Source organism: Pseudomonas sp. PDM05, assembly GCF_014851685.1.
Lineage (GTDB): Bacteria > Pseudomonadota > Gammaproteobacteria > Pseudomonadales > Pseudomonadaceae > Aquipseudomonas.
This window is the reverse complement of the sequence record NZ_JACVAC010000008.1, coordinates 18925-36410: the sequence shown is the minus strand read 5'-3', so window position 1 is coordinate 36410 and position 17486 is coordinate 18925. Positions and strand designations below refer to the sequence as shown.

15 protein-coding genes are annotated in these 17486 nt (G+C 61.9%); 1 reads left to right on the top strand and 14 read right to left on the bottom strand.

Features of this window, described 5'->3' with window-relative positions; genetic code table 11:
- Nucleotides 1-91: 91 nt before the first annotated feature.
- The 8 genes from gcvP to arcD (IB241_RS16900) form a co-directional block, all read right to left on the bottom strand.
- A complete protein-coding gene (gcvP, locus tag IB241_RS16935) occupies nucleotides 92-2932 on the bottom strand; it encodes an aminomethyl-transferring glycine dehydrogenase (RefSeq protein ID WP_192299417.1) in 2841 nt (946 codons plus the stop codon).
- Between the two features lie 10 nt (nucleotides 2933-2942).
- Complete coding sequence (gene gcvH / locus IB241_RS16930; protein ID WP_192299416.1) at nucleotides 2943-3326, bottom strand: glycine cleavage system protein GcvH; 384 nt, start codon at nucleotides 3324-3326, stop codon at nucleotides 2943-2945.
- A 333-nt stretch (nucleotides 3327-3659) separates the two neighbouring features.
- Nucleotides 3660-5168: a sigma-54-dependent transcriptional regulator gene (locus tag IB241_RS16925; RefSeq protein WP_192299415.1), complete on the bottom strand. Its 1509-nt coding sequence runs from the start codon at nucleotides 5166-5168 to the stop codon at nucleotides 3660-3662.
- Nucleotides 5169-5365: 197 nt separating this feature from the next.
- A complete protein-coding gene (locus tag IB241_RS16920; RefSeq protein ID WP_192299414.1) occupies nucleotides 5366-5728 on the bottom strand; it encodes a DUF5064 family protein in 363 nt (120 codons plus the stop codon).
- An 18-nt stretch (nucleotides 5729-5746) separates the two neighbouring features.
- A complete protein-coding gene (gene arcC / locus IB241_RS16915; RefSeq protein WP_192299413.1) occupies nucleotides 5747-6676 on the bottom strand; it encodes a carbamate kinase in 930 nt (309 codons plus the stop codon).
- Nucleotides 6677-6766: 90 nt separating this feature from the next.
- Nucleotides 6767-7777 (bottom strand): ornithine carbamoyltransferase, encoded by a 1011-nt coding sequence (locus tag IB241_RS16910; RefSeq protein WP_192299412.1) that lies wholly within the window; start codon nucleotides 7775-7777, stop codon nucleotides 6767-6769.
- Nucleotides 7778-7846: 69 nt separating this feature from the next.
- Nucleotides 7847-9103: an arginine deiminase gene (gene arcA / locus IB241_RS16905; RefSeq protein WP_192299411.1), complete on the bottom strand. Its 1257-nt coding sequence runs from the start codon at nucleotides 9101-9103 to the stop codon at nucleotides 7847-7849.
- Nucleotides 9104-9127: 24 nt separating this feature from the next.
- Nucleotides 9128-10555 (bottom strand): arginine-ornithine antiporter, encoded by a 1428-nt coding sequence (gene arcD, locus IB241_RS16900; RefSeq protein WP_192299410.1) that lies wholly within the window; start codon nucleotides 10553-10555, stop codon nucleotides 9128-9130.
- A 448-nt stretch (nucleotides 10556-11003) separates the two neighbouring features.
- Here arcD (IB241_RS16900) and arcD (IB241_RS16895) point away from each other — a divergent pair, with 448 nt between their 5' ends.
- Entirely contained in the window at nucleotides 11004-12431 is a 1428-nt protein-coding gene (gene arcD, locus IB241_RS16895) for an arginine-ornithine antiporter (RefSeq protein WP_192299409.1), read from the top strand.
- 105 nt (nucleotides 12432-12536) lie between these two features.
- Here the strand turns inward: arcD (IB241_RS16895) and IB241_RS16890 are convergent, their stop codons facing one another.
- The 6 genes from IB241_RS16890 to IB241_RS16865 form a co-directional block, all read right to left on the bottom strand.
- Nucleotides 12537-13886, bottom strand: coding sequence for a CoA transferase (locus tag IB241_RS16890; RefSeq protein WP_192299408.1), 1350 nt, complete (start codon nucleotides 13884-13886; stop codon nucleotides 12537-12539).
- 40 nt (nucleotides 13887-13926) lie between these two features.
- Nucleotides 13927-15270 carry a sensor histidine kinase gene (locus tag IB241_RS16885; protein ID WP_192299407.1) on the bottom strand — a complete coding sequence of 448 codons (1344 nt, stop codon included), beginning with the start codon at nucleotides 15268-15270 and terminating at the stop codon, nucleotides 13927-13929.
- A 68-nt stretch (nucleotides 15271-15338) separates the two neighbouring features.
- Nucleotides 15339-15803: an LTXXQ domain protein gene (locus IB241_RS16880; RefSeq protein ID WP_192299406.1), complete on the bottom strand. Its 465-nt coding sequence runs from the start codon at nucleotides 15801-15803 to the stop codon at nucleotides 15339-15341.
- 183 nt (nucleotides 15804-15986) lie between these two features.
- Nucleotides 15987-16664 carry a response regulator transcription factor gene (locus tag IB241_RS16875; RefSeq protein WP_192299405.1) on the bottom strand — a complete coding sequence of 226 codons (678 nt, stop codon included), beginning with the start codon at nucleotides 16662-16664 and terminating at the stop codon, nucleotides 15987-15989.
- A 7-nt stretch (nucleotides 16665-16671) separates the two neighbouring features.
- Nucleotides 16672-17079 (bottom strand): translation initiation factor 2, encoded by a 408-nt coding sequence (locus IB241_RS16870; RefSeq protein WP_192299404.1) that lies wholly within the window; start codon nucleotides 17077-17079, stop codon nucleotides 16672-16674.
- A gap of 107 nt (nucleotides 17080-17186) precedes the next feature.
- The gene (locus IB241_RS16865) at nucleotides 17187-17486 is read right to left on the bottom strand and encodes a YciI family protein (protein ID WP_010208140.1); all 300 of its coding nucleotides are present in this window, start codon (nucleotides 17484-17486) and stop codon (nucleotides 17187-17189) included.

The window sequence follows — 17486 nt, the reverse complement described above, 5'->3', positions numbered from 1 at the left end:
AAAGCGGTGGGTCAATCACAGTTGTATCAACTGATAGACCGCATTCGCGAGCAAGCCCGCTCCCACATTTTTGACCGAGTACAGCCTCAGGTTACGCGTAGCTCTCGATGGAAGGGCAGGCGCACACCAGATTGCGATCACCAAACACGTTGTCCACGCGCCCAACCGGCGGCCAGTACTTGCCTTCGATCAACGACGGCACCGGGTACACCGCTTGCTCGCGGGTGTACGGGTGCGTCCATTCACCGACCAGTTCAGCGGCGGTGTGCGGGGCGTTTTTCAGTGGGTTGTCGTCCTTGTCCAGGGTGCCGTTTTCCACTGCGCGGATTTCTTCGCGGATGGCGATCATGGCGTTGCAGAAGCGGTCCAGTTCTTCCTTGGATTCGCTCTCGGTCGGCTCGATCATCAAGGTGCCGGCCACCGGGAACGACATGGTTGGCGCATGGAAACCGAAGTCGATCAGGCGCTTGGCCACGTCATCCACGCTGATGCCGCTGCTGTCTTTCAATGGGCGCAGATCCAGGATGCATTCGTGGGCGACCAGGCCGTTGCTGCCGGTGTAGAGGACCGGGTAGTGCTCTTCCAGGCGACGGGAAATGTAGTTGGCATTCAGGATTGCCAGCTGCGAAGCGCGCTTGAGGCCCGCACCGCCCATCATGCTGATGTACATCCAGGTGATCGGCAAAATGCTCGCGCTGCCGAACGGCGCCGCGCACACCGCGCCTTCCTTGCGTTCCATGGCCGCGTGGCCCGGCAGGAACGGCGTGAGGTGCGCTTTGACGCCAATCGGGCCGACGCCCGGGCCGCCACCGCCGTGGGGAATGCAAAAGGTCTTGTGCAGGTTCAGGTGGGACACGTCGCCGCCGAACTTGCCCGGTGCGCACAGGCCGACCATGGCGTTCATGTTGGCGCCGTCGATGTACACCTGGCCGCCGTTGTCGTGGATGATCCCGCAGATTTCGCGGATACCTTCTTCGAACACGCCGTGGGTGGACGGGTAGGTGATCATCATTGCGGCGAGCTGATCGCGGTGCTCGATGGCCTTGGCGCGCAGGTCTTCGATGTCGACGTTGCCGCGGGCATCGCAGGCGGTCACCACCACACGCATGCCGGCCATGTTGGCGGTGGCCGGGTTGGTGCCGTGGGCCGACGACGGGATCAGGCAGATGTCGCGGCGCGCATCGCCACGGCTCTGGTGATAGGCGCGGATCGCCAGGAGGCCGGCGTACTCACCCTGGGAACCGGCGTTCGGTTGCAGGGAGATCGCGTCGTAACCTGTGGCCGCGCAGAGCATGGCTTCCAGGTCGGAGGTCAGCTCCAGGTAGCCGGCGCTCTGCTCGGCCGGGGCGAACGGGTGCAGGGCGCCGAACTCGGCCCAGGTCACCGGGATCATTTCGCTGGCGGCGTTGAGCTTCATGGTGCACGAGCCCAGCGGGATCATGGTGCGGTCCAGCGCCAGGTCCTTGTCGGCCAGTTTGCGCAGGTAGCGCATCAGCTCGGTTTCCGAGTGATAGCGGTTGAACACCGGGTGGCTGAGCACCGGCGATTGGCGCAGCAGCGCGGCGGGCAGGGTGCTGTCGACGCTGGCGTTGAAGTCCGGCAGGGCCTTGCCGTCGGCGAAGATCGCCCACAGCGTTTCGATGTCGGCCTGGGTGGTGGTTTCATCCACGGAAACGCCAAGACGCTCAGCGTCTACCACACGCAGGTTGATGCGCTGGGCGCGGGCCTTGTCATGCAGGGCCGCGGTGTGGGCGCCGGTGTTGAGGGTGAGGGTGTCGAAGAAGTTTTGCTGCTCGGCCTTGAAACCCAGGGTAGCCAGGCCGTTGGCCAGGATCGCGGCCAGCTGGTGCACACGCTGGGCAATCTGGGTCAGGCCTTTGGGGCCGTGGTACACGGCGTACATGCTGGCGATGTTGGCCAGCAGCACCTGGGCGGTGCAGATGTTCGATGTGGCTTTCTCGCGGCGGATATGTTGCTCGCGGGTCTGCATGGCCAGGCGCAGGGCCGGCTTGCCGAAACGGTCGACGGACACACCGACCAGGCGGCCGGGCATGTCGCGCTTGAACGCATCCTTGGTGGAGAAGTACGCCGCGTGCGGGCCACCAAAGCCCAGCGGCACGCCGAAGCGTTGTGCGCTGCCGATGGCCACGTCGGCGCCGAACTCGCCCGGCGGGGCCAGCAGGGTCAGGGCCAGCAGGTCGGCGGCCACGGCCACCAGGGCGTTGGCGGCGTGGAAGCGCTCGGTCAGTGCGCGGTAGTCGAACACGTCGCCATTGCTGGCCGGGTATTGCAGCAGGGCGCCGAAGAACGGGCTGACATCGGTCAGTTCGCGTTCGTCGCCCACCACCACGTCGATGCCCAGTGGCTCGGCACGGGTGCGCAGCACGTCGAGGGTTTGCGGGTGGCTGTGGATCGAGGCGAAGAAGGCGTTGCTGCCCTTGTTCTTGCTCAGGCGCTTGCAGAAGGTCATGGCTTCTGCAGCGGCGGTGGCTTCGTCCAGCAGGGAGGCGTTGGCGATCGGCAGGCCGGTAAGGTCGCTGATCAGGGTCTGGAAGTTCAGCAGCGCTTCCAGGCGGCCTTGGGAGATTTCCGGCTGGTACGGCGTGTAGGCGGTGTACCAGGCCGGGTTTTCCAGGAGGTTGCGCAGGATCGGCGCCGGCGTGTGGCAGTTGTAGTAGCCCTGGCCGATGTAGGTCTTGAACAGTTGGTTCTTGCCGGCGATGGCCTTGATCTTGGCCAGGGCCGCGGCTTCGCTCAGGCCGTCTTCCAGGCCGAGTACGCTGGTGCCCTTGATGCTTTCCGGGATCACGCTGGCGCTCAGGGCTTCGAGGGAGTCGAAACCGAGGCTGGCGAGCATGTGTTGCTCGTCTTGCGCGCGCGGGCCGATGTGGCGGGCGATGAATTCGTTGGCGGTGCTGATGTTAACGGTCATTGCGCGCTCCTCAAGCTTCGGCGTTGGCTTTGATCAGGCGGTCGTACGCGTCCTGATCCAACAGTTTAGCTACCGCGTCGGCATCGGCCGGTTTAAAGCGGAAGAACCAGCCTTCGCCCAGCGGGTCTTCGTTGACCAGTTCCGGGCTGTCGCTCAGTTTGTCGTTCACTTCCAGCACTTCGCCGGTCAGGGGCATGTACACGCCGCTGGCGGCCTTGACCGATTCCACGGTGGACGCTTCGGCGCCTTGCTCGTAGGCCTGCAACTCCGGCAGTTGCACGAAAACCACGTCACCCAGCGCGTTCTGCGCAAAAGCCGTGATACCCACGGTGACGCTGCCGTCAGCTTCGGCGCGCAGCCATTCGTGATCTTCGGTGAAACGCAACTCGCTCATGAAAACTCCTCAGGGCCAGAATCGTCTGGTGGACGGGATTGGAATAATGAGGAGTTGCTTAGCAAGAACGCGGCCAAAGTTATTAAATTGTTATAAAACAACGACTTAGTGAATTTGGTTATAGCGTTATGCATTTCGCCTGTAGCGATTTCGATACAGCTGGACCCGTTAAAAAAAGCCTATGTGGATCAAAGCCTTGCATGGCACGCAAAAAACAGGGTTGTAGCGAAATCGTTACGCTGTAGCGCTTTCAGTACACGGAATGTCGTTCCTGGACCAAAAATGGGCAGGCATTCCAAATGTGGGAGCATTCCACATTTGGATTTTGTGGGTTCAGGGCTTGTTGGGAATGCCGTACTTGCGCAAGCGATGGGCAATCGCCGTATGGGAGGTCTGCAAACGGCTGGCCAGTTGGCGGGTCGAGGGGTAGCTGGTGTAGAGCGTTTCCAGCAGGTTGCGTTCGAAGTCTTCCATCGCCTGCTCCAGGCTGTCGACTTCGTTGTCATTCTGGCGGGCCACCGAGGTGCCGGCGATGTCGAGGTCGCCGATGTCCACCAGGCTGCTTTCGCAGATGGCGGCGGCGCGGAAGATCACGTTTTGCAACTGGCGCACATTGCCCGGCCAGCGGTTGCCCAGCAGCGCCGGATAGGTGCCGGGGGCCAGGCGGCAGACCGGGCGCTGGATCTGCGCGCAGGCCTGCTGCATGAAGTAGCGCGCCAGCAGCAGGATGTCCTGGCCCCGTTGGCGCAGCGGCGGCACTTCGACGTTGAGCACGTTGAGGCGGTAGAACAGGTCTTCGCGGAAGGTGCCTTCGCTGACCATCTTTTCCAGGTCGCGGTGGGTGGCGCTGAGGATGCGCACGTTGACCTTCACCTCACGGTCACCCCCCACGCGACGGAAACTGCCGTCATTGAGAAAACGCAGAAGCTTGGCCTGCAGATACGGCGACATCTCGCCGATTTCATCGAGAAACACCGTGCCCTGGTTGGCCAGCTCCATCAGCCCCGGCTTGCCACCGCGCTGGGCGCCGGTAAACGCGCCCGGTGCGTAGCCGAACAACTCGCTCTCGGCGAGGTTTTCCGGCAACGCCGCGCAGTTCAGTGCCAGGAACGGTGCACTGTGCCGCGCACTGATGGCGTGGCAGGCCCGCGCCACCAGTTCCTTGCCCGTGCCGGTTTCGCCCTGGATCAACAGCGGCGCATCCAGCGCCGCCACCCGCTGTGCGCGGGCCTTGAGGGTGCGGATCACCGGGGACTCGCCGAGCAGCGCATCAAAGCCTTCGGCGTGGTCGTGGTGCAGTGCCGACAGTTGTTCGCCGATGCGGTTGGGTTGGTACAACGTCAGCAGGGCGCCGGCGTCTGTGATCGGCGTGGCGTCCAGCAGCAGGGTCTGGCCGTTGACGCTGATTTCGCGCAAGGGCAAACGAAAGCCCTGCTCCAGCAAGGTCTCCAGCAGCTTGGGGTCGTTGAACAGTGCGCTGATGCTTTCCCCGGCCGGTTCGCGGCCGTACAGGGCGATCAGTGCCGGGTTGGCCAGCAGGATCGTGCCCGCGCTGTCCAGCGCCAGCACCGGGTCGGTCATGGCGGCCAGCAGGGCGTCGAGTTGCAGATGGCGACGTTGGCCGGGAAGGATGTCTACCACGGTGACGGCTTGCACGCCATGCACGCTGAACAACGCATCACGCAGTTCTTCGAGCACATCAGCGCTGAGGGTCGGCGCGTCGATATAGACGTTGGGCGGCACCATCTCCACCGCATCCAGGTTGAGATTGCGCCCACCGAGCAGGGCCAGGACTTCCTGGGTGATGCCGACGCGGTCGATGAAGCTGACGTGGATACGCATGGGATGGCGCTTGGTTCTGGGATGCGAAGGGTGCCAAGTATGCCTTGGAGCGAGGGTAGAGGTGAAATCTCACATGGGATGAAGATCCAAATGTGGGAGCGGGCTTGCTCGCGAATGCGGTGTATCAGTCACTGATGTGCTAACTGATCGACCGCATTCGCGAGCAAGCCCGCTCCCACAGGGGATTTACGCTGTGCTTACTCTAAGTGCTCAGGTTTGACCGGATCACCTGGCTTCACATCCAGTTGACGGCGCACATCCTCGAACATCAAGTCGTACTGCTTGTGCATCGAGCCGTTGAGCACCGCCACCTTTGGCATGCCGTACTTCTGCGCAATGTTCATCGCATGCCGGGCAAAGTCGAATGCCTGGTCCTTGGGCAGGAAAAACTCCTCTTTGATGTCCTTGCCCTGCACCGAGCCATGCAGCTTGAAGAGCATGCCCTTGCCTTCCTTGGGGTCCTGGCTGACTTCATAGTCGATGCACAGGTTGTAGCTGTAGTCATTGGCATTGAGTGCATGACGTTCAACGTGCAAGTGACCCGGTTCAAAGGTGGCCATCGGCGTTTCTCCTCAACTTCACAGGTAGGTAATGCCAGGCTTTGCCGTGCTGATGCGTGTACCGGCGCTGCCCTGGACGATCGCTTCGATGTCCGAGAGTGAACCGATGACTGCGGTTTTGCCAGTCTTGCGGGCGAACTCGCAGGCCGCTTGCACCTTGGGCCCCATGGAGCCGGCGGCGAAGCCGAGTTTCTCGATTTCGTCGGGGTGGGCATGGCCGATGGCTTTCTGGGTCGGCTTGCCGTAGTCGATAAAGGCCGCGTTGACGTCGGTGGCGATCACCAGCAGATCGGCGTCCAGTTGCGAGGCCAACAGCGACGAACACAGGTCTTTGTCGATCACCGCCTCAATGCCACGCAGTTTGCCGTCTTCGCCATACATGGTCGGGATGCCGCCGCCGCCAGCGCAGATCACGATGGCGCTTTTTTCCAGCAGCCACTTGATCGGGCGGATTTCAAAGATGCGTTTGGGCCGCGGGCTGGCGACCACACGGCGGTACTTGTCGCCATCCGGCGCAATGGCCCAGCCTTTTTCGGCGGCGAGCTTCTGCGCTTCGGCCTTGGAATACACCGGGCCAATCGGTTTGGTCGGGTTCTGGAAGGCCGGGTCCTTGGCGTCGACTTCGACCTGGGTGAGCAGGGTGGCGAACGGCACCTCGAAGTCCAGCAGGTTGCCCAGTTCCTGTTCGATGATGTAGCCGATCATGCCTTCGGTCTCGGCGCCCAGCACATCCAGCGGGTAAGGCGAAACCTGGGTGTAGGCCGCCGCCTGCAACGACAGCAGGCCGACTTGCGGACCATTGCCGTGGGCGATCACCAGTTCGTTGCCAGAATGGATCTTGGCGATCTGTTCGGTGGCGATCCGGATATTGGCGCGTTGGTTGTCCGCGGTCATGGGTTCACCACGGCGGAGCAGGGCGTTGCCGCCCAGTGCAACGACGATACGCATACAGAGTGTCCTTCTGAAATTCATCGTTGTGAACACGGTGCAAAAAATGTGGGAGCAAGCCCGCTCCCACAGTTGACCGCATTCCTTCAGTTACAGGTCGGCGAGGGTGGAGACCAGGATCGCCTTGATGGTGTGCATGCGGTTTTCCGCCTGCTCGAAGGCAATGCACGCCGGCGACTCGAACACGTCATCCGTCACTTCAATGCCATTGGCCAGGTGCGGATACTGTTCGGCAATCTGCTTGCCGATCTTGGTATCGCTGTTGTGGAACGCCGGCAGGCAGTGCATGAACTTGGTGCGTGGGTTGCCGGTGGCTTTCATCAACTGGGCGTTCACCTGGTACGGCAGCAGTTGCTCGATGCGTTCAGCCCAGGCTTCCACTGGCTCGCCCATGGACACCCAGACGTCGGTGTGGATGAAGTCCACGCCTTTGACCGCAGCTTTCGGGTCGTCGGTGAGGGTGAGGCGTGCGCCGCTTTCTTCCGCGTATTTTTTGCAGCGGCTGACCAGGTCATCGTGGGGCCACAGCGCTTTCGGTGCGCAGATGCGTACGTCCATGCCGAGTTTGGAACCTACCAGCAGCAGCGAGTTGCCCATGTTGTTGCGTGCGTCACCCAGGTAGGCGTAGCTGATCTCGTGAATCGGCTTGTCGGCGTGTTCACGCATGGTCAGCACGTCGGCGATCATCTGGGTCGGGTGGTATTCGTCGGTCAGGCCGTTGAATACGGGCACCCCGGCGAACTTGGCCAGTTCCTCGACGATTTCCTGCTTGAAGCCACGGTATTCGATGGCGTCATACATGCGCCCGAGCACGCGGGCGGTGTCTTTCATGCTTTCTTTGTGGCCGATCTGCGACGAGCCCGGGTCGATGTAGGTGACGTTGGCGCCCTGGTCATAGGCCGCCACTTCGAAGGCGCATCGGGTGCGGGTCGAGGTTTTTTCGAAGATCAGCGCAATGTTGTTGCCCTTGAGGTGCTGCTGTTCGGTGCCGGTGTACTTGGCGCGCTTGAGGTCGCGGGACAGGTCCAGCAGGTAGCGCAGCTCGCGCGGGGTGTGGTGTTCCAGGCTGAGCAGGCTGCGGTTGTGGATGTTGAACGCCATGATGATTCTCCTTGGATTCGGTAATCGGCCCGGTCGGCGCGGGATATGCGCCGCCGGGTGGATGGTCGTTTAGTAGTCGATAGGGTCGCGGATGATCGGGCAGGTCATGCAGTGGCCGCCGCCACGGCCCCGGCCGAGTTCACCGGCGCTGATGGTGATGACTTCCACGCCGGCCTTGCGCAGCAGGGTGTTGGTGTAGGTGTTGCGGTCGTAGCCGATGACCACGCCGGGCTCCACGGCGACCACGTTGTTGCCGTCGTCCCACTGCTCGCGCTCGGCGGCGAAGGCGTTGCCGCCGGTTTCCACTACCCGCAGGGCCTTGAGGCCAAGGGCAGCGGCAACGGTGTCGAGGAAGTTGGTTTTTTCGCGTTGGATGTCGATACCGTGCGGCTTGCTTTCGTCAGGGCGCAGGGTGAAGGCGACGATCTGGTTGACCACTTCGGGGAAGATGGTCACGAGGTCGCGGTCGCAGAAGCTGAACACGGTGTCCAGGTGCATCGCGGCGCGGGATTTCGGCAGACCGGCAACGATCACCTTCTCCACCGCCTTGTTCTTGAACAGGTTGCGCGCCAGCTGGCCGATCGCCTGGTGGGACGAGCGCTCGCCCATGCCGATCAACACCACCCCGTTGCCGATCGGCATCACGTCGCCGCCTTCCAGGGTGGACGCGCCATGATCCTTGTCGGGGTCGCCATACCAGACCTGGAAGTCGGCGTTGGTGAACTCGGGGTGGAATTTGTAGATGGCCGAAGCCAGCAGGGTCTCCTGACGTCGCGCCGGCCAGTACATCGGGTTCAGCGTCACGCCGCCATAGATCCAGCAAGTGGTGTCACGGGTGAACTGGGTGTTGGGCAGTGGCGGCAGGATGAAGCTGGCGTGGCCGAGGAAGTCGCGGAACATTTCGATGGTCTTGCCGCCGAACTGGCTCGGCAGGTCATCGGCCGAGACGCCACCGATGAGGAACTCGGCGACCTTGCGTGGTTCCAGGCTGCGCAGCCAGGAGCCGACTTCATTGACCAGGCCCAGGCCGACCGTATCGGCAGTGATCTTGCGTTCCAGGATCCAGTCCAGCGCTTCAGGGATGGCAACGATGTCGGTGAGCAGGTTGTGCATTTCCAGCACATCAATATCCCGCTCGCGCATCTTGGTCACGAAGTCGAAATGGTCGCGCTTGGCCTGGGCCACCCACAGCACATCATCGAACAGCAGTTCATCGCAGTTGTTGGGCGTCAGCCGCTGGTGGGCCAGGCCTGGGGAGCACACCATGACTTTGCGCAGTTTGCCGGCTTCGGAATGTACGCCGTACTTCACTTTTTCCGTGGTCATTACAGATCCTCCAGTTATCAACAATTACAAGGTCAGGAAACCGTCGTAGAGCCCATAGGCCGCCACCAGGGCGCCAATGACTACTGCGGCGAAGATCAGCTTCTCGACGTTGGTGAAAATCGGTTTGCCCAGTTCACGCTTGGCCTTGGCGAACAGGATTGCGCCGGGGGCGTAGAGCAGGGCGGAGAGCAGCAGGTATTTGGTACCGCCGGCGTAAAGCAGCCAGATCGCATAGATCAGGGCGACGGCGCCGATGAACAGGTCTTTCTGGCGCTCCTTCAGGGCGTTTTCGTAGGTCTCGCCGCGCACCGCCAGCAGCAGGGCGTAGGCCGCCGACCACAGGTACGGCACCAGGATCATCGAGGTGGCGAGGTAGATCAGCGACAAGTAGGTGCTGGCGGAGAACAGCGTGATCACCAGGAACACCTGCACCATCGCGTTGGTCAGCCACAGGGAGTTGACCGGCACGTGATTGGCGTTTTCCTTGCGCAGGAACTCCGGCATGGTGTGGTCCTTGGCGGCGGCGAACATGATCTCCGCACACAACAGCACCCACGACAGCAGCGCACCCAACAGCGAGATGATCAAGCCGACGCTGATCAGCACCGCGCCCCAGTGGCCCACCACGTGTTCCAGCACGGCGGCCATCGACGGGTTCTGCAGCTTGGCCAGTTCCGGTTGGGTCATGATCCCCAGGGACAGCACGTTCACCAGCATCAGGAACAGCAGCACGGTGATAAAGCCGATGACAGTGGCCTTACCCACGTCCGAGCGTTTCTCCGCGCGGGACGAGAAGATGCTCGCGCCCTCGATACCGATGAACACCCACACGGTGACCAGCATCATGTTGCGCACCTGGTTCATCACGCTGCCCAGGCTCGGGTTTTTCACGCCCCAGATGTCGGCGGTGAAGATGTCCAGCTTGAACGCGAACAGTGCGATCAACACGAACAGCACCAGCGGCACGACCTTGGCGACGGTGGTCACCAGGTTGATGAACGCTGCTTCCTTGATCCCGCGCAGCACCAGGAAGTGCACGGCCCATAGCAGCACCGATGCGCCGATCACGGCTGCGGGGGTGTTGCCTTCGCCGAAGATCGGAAAGAAGTAACCGAGGGTGCTGAACAAGAGTACGAAGTACCCCACGTTGCCTAGCCAGGCACTGATCCAGTAGCCCCAGGCCGACGAGAAGCCCATGTAGTCGCCGAAACCGGCCTTGGCGTAGGCGTACACGCCGCCGTCGAGGTCGGGCTTGCGATTGGCAAGGGTTTGAAAGACGAACGCGAGGGTCAACATGCCAATGGCGGTAATGACCCAACCGATCAACACCGCGCCCACATCAGCACTGGCGGCCATGTTTTGCGGCAGTGAGAAGATCCCGCCACCAATCATCGAACCCACGACAAGTGCAACCAGTGCGCCAAGCCTAAGTTTTCCAGGAGTTTCAGACATTGCGTGACTCCAATGCAGGAGAAGAGAGACCACAGAATAAATCCGTGAGCTATTCAAACAGCTGACTCAGATCACTTCATTGGCACATTCCATTGTGAATTAATGACTTAGGATGGAATCCCATTGGCAATGAAAAGCTCCGAAAGGTGCTTTCCAGAGCGGCTCCTCCGTTATTGTTAATTAATAAGTCAGGGGGTTGGACGTTTGAAGCTAGACCGTTTTCACGGATGTGCAAAATTTTTGTACGATGTTTTGCAAATCTTTCAGAATTGTAAAAGTTGATGGTGTATTTAAAATTAAAATAAGACTAAATGTGTCTTTTTTTGACATGCCATTGCGTTATGAACAGCCGAGTTTTATTTGCTATCGCTATTAAGCGCTACACTCATTTGCGCCCGTAGTTGAGTGCACAGTTGTCAGCTGATTTTTGTTTTAGCTAGGAGTCTGCATGTCCCAACCGGCCCAGAAGCTTCGACTCAGTGCCCTCATCGCCCTGGTGGTGGGGTCAATGATCGGCGGCGGAATTTTTTCCCTGCCACAAAATATGGCCGCCCGTGCCGAGGTGGGTGCGGTGTTGATCGGCTGGGGAATTACCGCCATCGGTATGTTGACCCTGGCGTTTGTGTTCCAGACCCTGGCCAATCGCAAGCCTGAACTGGATTCAGGCGTGTATGCCTATGCCAAGGCGGGGTTTGGCGACTACATGGGGTTTTCGTCGGCCTGGGGCTACTGGATCAGCGCATGGATGGGCAACGTCGGTTACTTCGTGTTGCTGTTCAGCACCCTCGGTTACTTTTTTCCGGTGTTTGGCCAGGGCAATACGCCGGTGGCCATCGGCTGTGCGTCGCTGCTGCTGTGGGCCGTGCATTTCCTGGTGATGCGCGGGATCAAGGAGGCGGCGTTCATCAATCAGATCACCACCGTGGCGAAGATCGTACCGTTGGTGATGTTTATCGTGATCGCCGTGGTGGCGTTCGAGGCCGACATTTTCACCCGTGACGTCTGGGGCCTGGGCAATCCGAAACTTGGCACGGTGGTGGATCAGGTGCGCAACATGATGCTGGTCACCGTGTTTGTGTTCATCGGCATCGAAGGTGCCAGCGTGTACTCGGCGCGCGCCGAAAAACGCTCGGACGTGGGCCGCGCCACCTTGATCGGTTTTCTCGGTGTGCTGGCGCTGTTGGTGCTGGTGAATGTGTTGTCATTGGGGATCATGAGCCAGTCGCAGCTCTCGCAACTGCAAAACCCCTCCCTGGCGGGCGTGCTGGAACATATCGTCGGGCCTTGGGGGGCAATGGCGATCAGCATCGGCCTGGCCGTGTCGTTGCTCGGCGCATTGCTGTCGTGGGCGCTGCTGTGTGCCGAAATCCTCTATGCCACGGCCCATGACAAGACGATGCCGGCGTTTTTGAAGAAGGAAAACACCAATCAGGTGCCGGTCAACGCGCTGTGGCTGACCAACGTGATGATCCAACTCTTCCTGGTGATCACGCTGTTTTCCCACAGCACCTACACCACGTTGATCTATCTGGCTTCGTCGATGATCCTGGTGCCGTATTTGTGGTCGGCGGCGTATGCGGTGCTGTTGAGTGGGCGCGGGGAAACCTATGAAGGTGAACAGGGCCGACGCATGAAGGATCTGCTGGTGGGCTTGATCGCGCTGGGGTATGCGGTGTGGCTGCTCTATGCCGGCGGGTTGAAATACCTGCTGCTGTCGGCGCTGTTGTATGCGCCGGGGGTGATTCTGTTTGCCCTGGCCAAGCGCGAGCAGGGGCAGCCGTTGTTCACCCACATGGAGAAAGGCATTTTCAGCTGCGTGATTGCGGGGGCGGGGTTGGCGGCGTATGGGTTGTACAGCGGAGTGTTGAGTTTGTGAGGGGGTGACGGTAATGGCCTCTTCGCGGGCAAGCCCGCTCTCACATGTTGACTGCGCCGCCTATCCAATGTGAGAGCAGGCTTGCCTGCGAAGGCGACCTTCAGGTCACCACTGCGCCCGATGTGAACCCAGTTCCCCCGCCGGCAAATCCCACTGCAACGGTGAGCCGCTGATACTCAGCGGCGCCAGCAACCGATGGGCCTGGCCCCACGCCGTCTGCTCCACCAGCAAACCCTGATCGCCCGGCGTTTCGGCACGCAACGCCGGTTGTTCCGGCACCTGTCCAGCTTCCATCAATAACCTCGCCGTGCGTGCCAGTGACAACCGCGCCGAGCCACCGCGTCGGGTCTTCAATCGTTCACTCAAGGCTTGGATGGCCGCGGCCGCCATCAAATACCCCGTGGCGTGATCCAGCGCCTGCACCGGCAGTGGCACCGGTTTGTCCGTGTGTTTCCAGGCCATGCCGGCGTCTGCGATGCCGCTGCTCATCTGTACCAGGCTGTCGAAGCCCCGGCGGTTGCGCCATGGGCCGCTCCAGCCGTAGGCGTTGAGGCTCACGTCGATCAGGCCGGGGGCGAGGGTCTGCCACTCGCTGGCGGTGTAGCCCAGGTGTTCAAGGGCATCGGCGCGGTAGCCGTGAAACAGGATGTCGGCGTCCTTGAGCAAGGCTTCGAAAACCTGTCGGCCTTGCGCGGTTTTCAGGTCCAGGCGGGCGCAGCGTTTGCCCAAGGTCATCTCCGGGACGACACCGGGTTCGTTCCAGGTGGGCGCGTCGATGCGCAACACATCGGCACCCAGGCCGGCAAGAAAACGACTGGCCACGGGACCGGCCAGCACGCGGGTCAGGTCCAGCACCCTGATGCCCGCCAGCGGGCGCGCCACCGAACCGAGCCAGGGCTGGTCGGTGGTGGTGTCGAAGGTCTGGCGCTGCACCAGCGCTTCGGCGTTGACGGCCAGCCCCTGGGGATGTGCCTGCCAGGCCTGCCAAGTGCGCATCTGCGCGGCGCACCCGCCCTCATCGACAATCGCCTGCTCCAATTCTGCGGCGTTCCACGCGGCGACTTTGGCGGCCATCGCCTTGCGCTCGGCAACCTGGCCCAACACGCGTTCGGCGGCGGCACGGTGATGGGGGGCGTTGGTGTGCAAGCGTATCCAGCCATCGGCGCTGGGGTAGTCGCCGGCCACCGGGTCCCACAGCGGCGGCACTTGCCAGCCCAGCGGGCGGAGCGAGGACGCGAACCAGAAGGAGGCGAGGCGTCGGTCCACACTGACGTTGGGCAGGCGCCCGGTCTGTTGCTGGATCAACTGGGCCACGGCCTGGCCAGCGGCGCCGAGGCTGGCGGCAGCCAGTTCGGTGACAGCGAAGGTCGAGGGCAGGGCACCGGCCTCGGTCAAGGTCAGTGGGGTGTGCGGCAGATCGAGTGCGGCTTGGATGGGTGTCAGCAAGTCAGTCATCAAAGGCCCTCCGTAAGAGAAGGGCCACTATAAGAGATGATCAGGCCGGTGTGACAACTCCAGGTTCCAACGGCAGGTCGATGCTGGCGATAAAGCCGCCGTCAGGGTGATTGGCCAGGGTCAGGCTGCCACCATGGCGCTCGGCGGCGCGGCGCGCAATCGCCAGGCCCAGGCCATGGCCTTGGGCGGTCTGGCCGGGGGCGCGGTAGAACGGTTCGCCCAACTGGCTGAGGTGTTCGGCATCGACGCCGGGACCGTGGTCGCGCACGCTGATCAGGATGCGTTCGCCCTGGCGTTGCGCAGCCAGCTCGATGGGCTGTCCCTGCGGATTGAAGCGCTGGGCATTGCGCAGCAGGTTGTCCACGGCGCGTTCGATCATGGTCGGCCAGCCTTTGAGCTGCAGGTCGGGCGCTGCACTCAGTTGTACGAGCTGATCCGGCGCGCCGAGTTGGGCGTCCTTTTGCAGGGTCTTGAGCAATGCACTGAGGTCGATGTCTTCGGCGCTGGCGTTGTCGGCATCGACGCGCGCCAGCACCAGGATTTCGCTGATCAAGGCTTCGAGGCGATCACATTCGCGGGTCAGGCGAGGCCAGAGCTTTTCTCGTTCTTCGGGGCTGGCGCGTTCGGCCAGGGCCAGGGCGATACGCAGACGGGCCAGGGGCGAGCGCAGTTCGTGGGATACGTCGCGCAGCAATTGGCGCTGACTGCCGATCAGGCTTTGCAGGCGCGCGCCCATGCGGTTGAAGTCGGTGGCGAGTACACCGAACTCATCGCGGCGGTTGGCCAGTTGCGCCAGGCTGTTCTGCTGGTAGGTGGCTTGGCCGAGGTCGTGCACCGCACCGCGCAGGCGGCTGAGGGGGCGAGTGATGGACAGCGTCACCAGCAGGCTGAACAGCGTCAGTACCACCAGCGCAATCGCCAGCGCGCTGAGCGGCCACAGCAGGCTGTTGCGGTGCCAGGCATCCAGTTCCGGGTGGGGAATGCGGTAGATCAGCAGGTAGGTGTCGCCGGTTTTTTCGCTGGTGTATTCGGCCGTCAGGCGGCGCCAGGGCAGGTGGCCGTCCTGGCTGTCGTTCTGGCGGGCCTCGAAGGCGGCGGCGCGGCGCGGGAAGGTGCCGCGTACCACCGGGTCGCCGCTTTCGTTCAGCACTTGCACGTCGATGTGGTACTGGCGCTTGCGCTGTTGCAGCAAGTCCTGGGCGGCGTCTTCGCCTTGGGATTCGTAGAGCTCGGTCCACTCTTGCGCCAGGTTGTTGAGGCCAGGGTGGCGGCTGAGAATCCAGGCATCTTGATTGAGCATATGCCCAAGCAGGATCGACAACCCGGCAACCAGGGCGATGGCCAGCCAGAAACTGGCCAGGATCCGCCAGAACAATGAACGCACAGGAAACCCTCAAACAGGAAAAGCCCAGTGGCGGTGGCCACTGGGCTGGGAGCGTTAACGCGTGGGCATTATTGCGCTTTTTGCGGCTGTTGCGCTTTCCAGGCCTGGAATTCCTTCCACTCGGCACGACGCTCGGCTTGTTTCTTGACGATCTCGTCGAACTTCTTCTGCTGGTCAGGCTTGAGTACCGCGCGGATGTCCGCCTGGGTTTTCTGCTTGCTGGCGGCAATTTCGTCCTGCATGGCTTTCTGGTCAGCGGCTGGCAGTTTGTCCAGGTACTTCTTGGTCAGGTCTTTGCGAGCGTGCCATTGGTCGCCCATCAACTTGCCGATCTGCTGGCGCTGTTCCTTGCTCAGGTCCAGTTGGCTGAAGGGGCCGCCTTTGCCACGCGGACCGTGTTCACCGCCGTGGCCCGGGCCGCCCATCATGTGGCCTTCCGGACCGCCCATCGGGCCTGGGCCTTCAGGCATTGCTGCCATGGCGACGGTTGGCAGGGCTGCGGCGAACATCAAAGCGATAAGGGTCTTGCGCATGGTGATTCTCCTGTCTCTATTCCGGTGAGTCCGGATGTGAGTAGATTACGGAGATCAAGGTCAGCGGCGGTCAGGGGAGCGTAAAGCTTGGGTAAAGAGGGTTTTGGTCGGGTCTGACAAAAACTAGCGCGTCAGAACACCGCGTGTGGGAGCGGGCCTGCTCCCACAGGGACAGCGGATGGCTTAAAGGCTGTAGTAGTAGCCGCGGCTACGCAGCGCCATGATCCGTGGCCGGCCATCGGGGTGCGGGCCGATCTTCTTGCGCAGGTTGCTGACGTGCATGTCCAGGCTGCGATCGTAAAGGGTCAGCTTGCGGCCCAGGGCAATCTGCGCCAGTTCCTGTTTATCCAGCGGTTCGCCGGGCTGACGCAGCAAGGCTTCGAGCAGGCGGCTTTCGGAGACGGTGAGGGTGAATTCCTGTTCGTCGATGCTGACTACACCGCGCACCGGGCTGAAGCACAGGTCGCCCAGTTCCATCTGCGTGGAGACCGCGGCCGGGTGGCTGCGGCGCAGCACGGCGCGCAGGCGGGCGGTGAGTTCGCGGGGGTCGCAGGGCTTGGCCAGGTAATCGTCGGCGCCGAGTTCCAGGCCGAGGATGCGGTCCAGCGGTTCGCCACGGGCCGACAGCATCAGCACTGGCAGCTCGGGGTGGTCGGTGCGCAATTGCTTGAGCAGCTCGAGGCCGCTGCCGTCGGGCAGCATTACGTCGAGCACCACGGCGGCGGGCGCACTGTCGGCCAGGGCTTTGCGCGCACTAGAGCCGTCATGGCAGGCGCGCACCTGGAAACCTTCCTGGCTCAACCAACTGCTCAGCAGCTCACAGAGCTCCTGGTCATCATCTATCAGTAACAGCTCGCTCATGACTCACTCAATTTAGCCATTGTCGACGGCGACGGTGCCCACCACTGGCGAAGATCCCGCACAGCAAGGCGATCAATGCGACGGCCCCGCCGGTGACAAACCACTGTTGTTGCTCGGTCAGCCAGCGGGTCAAGGCGCCGCCCTGTGTCTCTTTGAGTTGCTGGGCCAGGCGTTGGTTCTCTTGGCGAAGACGACTCAATTGCGCGCTTTCGCGGGCGGCGTCCGCGTTTTGCAGTTGCTTGCTCAGTTCATCGCGCTGGCGTTCGCTTTCTTTCAAGCGTTGCTGCAACTCGGTGATCTGGCTGCCGGCACTCAACGACAGAGGCGTCGAATTGCCGGTGTTAGGGGTTTCTTCAGCGTGGGCCGTAGCCCCGATCGTTAACACTACCAACAGACACAACTGACGTAAGCGCATCGGAACTCCTGATTCCACACGAATATTCAGAACGTTGTCGGCAGGTTACCGAGAATAATGAGCCATTGGGAGTGTGCCGAACGCAATAGGTTCGGCACGGACCCCGGTCAAGGCAGGACTTGCTTGAACGGCTTGATCACCACGTCGGCATAAACGCCGGCCGCGACATACGGATCAGCCTTGGCCCAGGCTTGGGCATCGGCGAGGGAGGCGAACTCGGCAACGATCAGGCTGCCGGTGAAACCGGCTTCGCCCGGGTCGTTGCTGTCTACCGCCGGGTGCGGGCCGGCCAGTACGATGCGGCCTTCGGCTTGCAGCTGCTTGAGGCGCTCGACGTGGGCCGGGCGGACGCTCAGGCGTTTTTCCAGCGAGTTGGCAACGTCGGTGGCAATGATGGCGTAGAGCAT

What these genes read in the sequence shown, in the direction of transcription:
- IB241_RS16875 (WP_192299405.1), bottom strand. Translation starts at nt 16,664, where the DNA reads ATGAGCGAGCTGTTACTGATAGATGATGACCAGGAGCTCTGTGAGCTG.
- IB241_RS16870 (WP_192299404.1), bottom strand. Translation starts at nt 17,079, where the DNA reads ATGCGCTTACGTCAGTTGTGTCTGTTGGTAGTGTTAACGATCGGGGCT.
- IB241_RS16920 (WP_192299414.1), bottom strand. Translation starts at nt 5,728, where the DNA reads ATGGCCACCTTTGAACCGGGTCACTTGCACGTTGAACGTCATGCACTC.
- arcA (WP_192299411.1), bottom strand. Translation starts at nt 9,103, where the DNA reads ATGACCACGGAAAAAGTGAAGTACGGCGTACATTCCGAAGCCGGCAAA.
- gcvP (WP_192299417.1), bottom strand. Translation starts at nt 2,932, where the DNA reads ATGACCGTTAACATCAGCACCGCCAACGAATTCATCGCCCGCCACATC.
- IB241_RS16865 (WP_010208140.1), bottom strand. Translation starts at nt 17,486, where the DNA reads ATGCTCTACGCCATCATTGCCACCGACGTTGCCAACTCGCTGGAAAAA.
- gcvH (WP_192299416.1), bottom strand. Translation starts at nt 3,326, where the DNA reads ATGAGCGAGTTGCGTTTCACCGAAGATCACGAATGGCTGCGCGCCGAA.
- IB241_RS16925 (WP_192299415.1), bottom strand. Translation starts at nt 5,168, where the DNA reads ATGCGTATCCACGTCAGCTTCATCGACCGCGTCGGCATCACCCAGGAA.
- arcD (WP_192299409.1), top strand. Translation starts at nt 11,004, where the DNA reads ATGTCCCAACCGGCCCAGAAGCTTCGACTCAGTGCCCTCATCGCCCTG.
- IB241_RS16910 (WP_192299412.1), bottom strand. Translation starts at nt 7,777, where the DNA reads ATGGCGTTCAACATCCACAACCGCAGCCTGCTCAGCCTGGAACACCAC.
- IB241_RS16890 (WP_192299408.1), bottom strand. Translation starts at nt 13,886, where the DNA reads ATGACTGACTTGCTGACACCCATCCAAGCCGCACTCGATCTGCCGCAC.
- arcD (WP_192299410.1), bottom strand. Translation starts at nt 10,555, where the DNA reads ATGTCTGAAACTCCTGGAAAACTTAGGCTTGGCGCACTGGTTGCACTT.
- arcC (WP_192299413.1), bottom strand. Translation starts at nt 6,676, where the DNA reads ATGCGTATCGTCGTTGCACTGGGCGGCAACGCCCTGCTCCGCCGTGGT.
- IB241_RS16880 (WP_192299406.1), bottom strand. Translation starts at nt 15,803, where the DNA reads ATGCGCAAGACCCTTATCGCTTTGATGTTCGCCGCAGCCCTGCCAACC.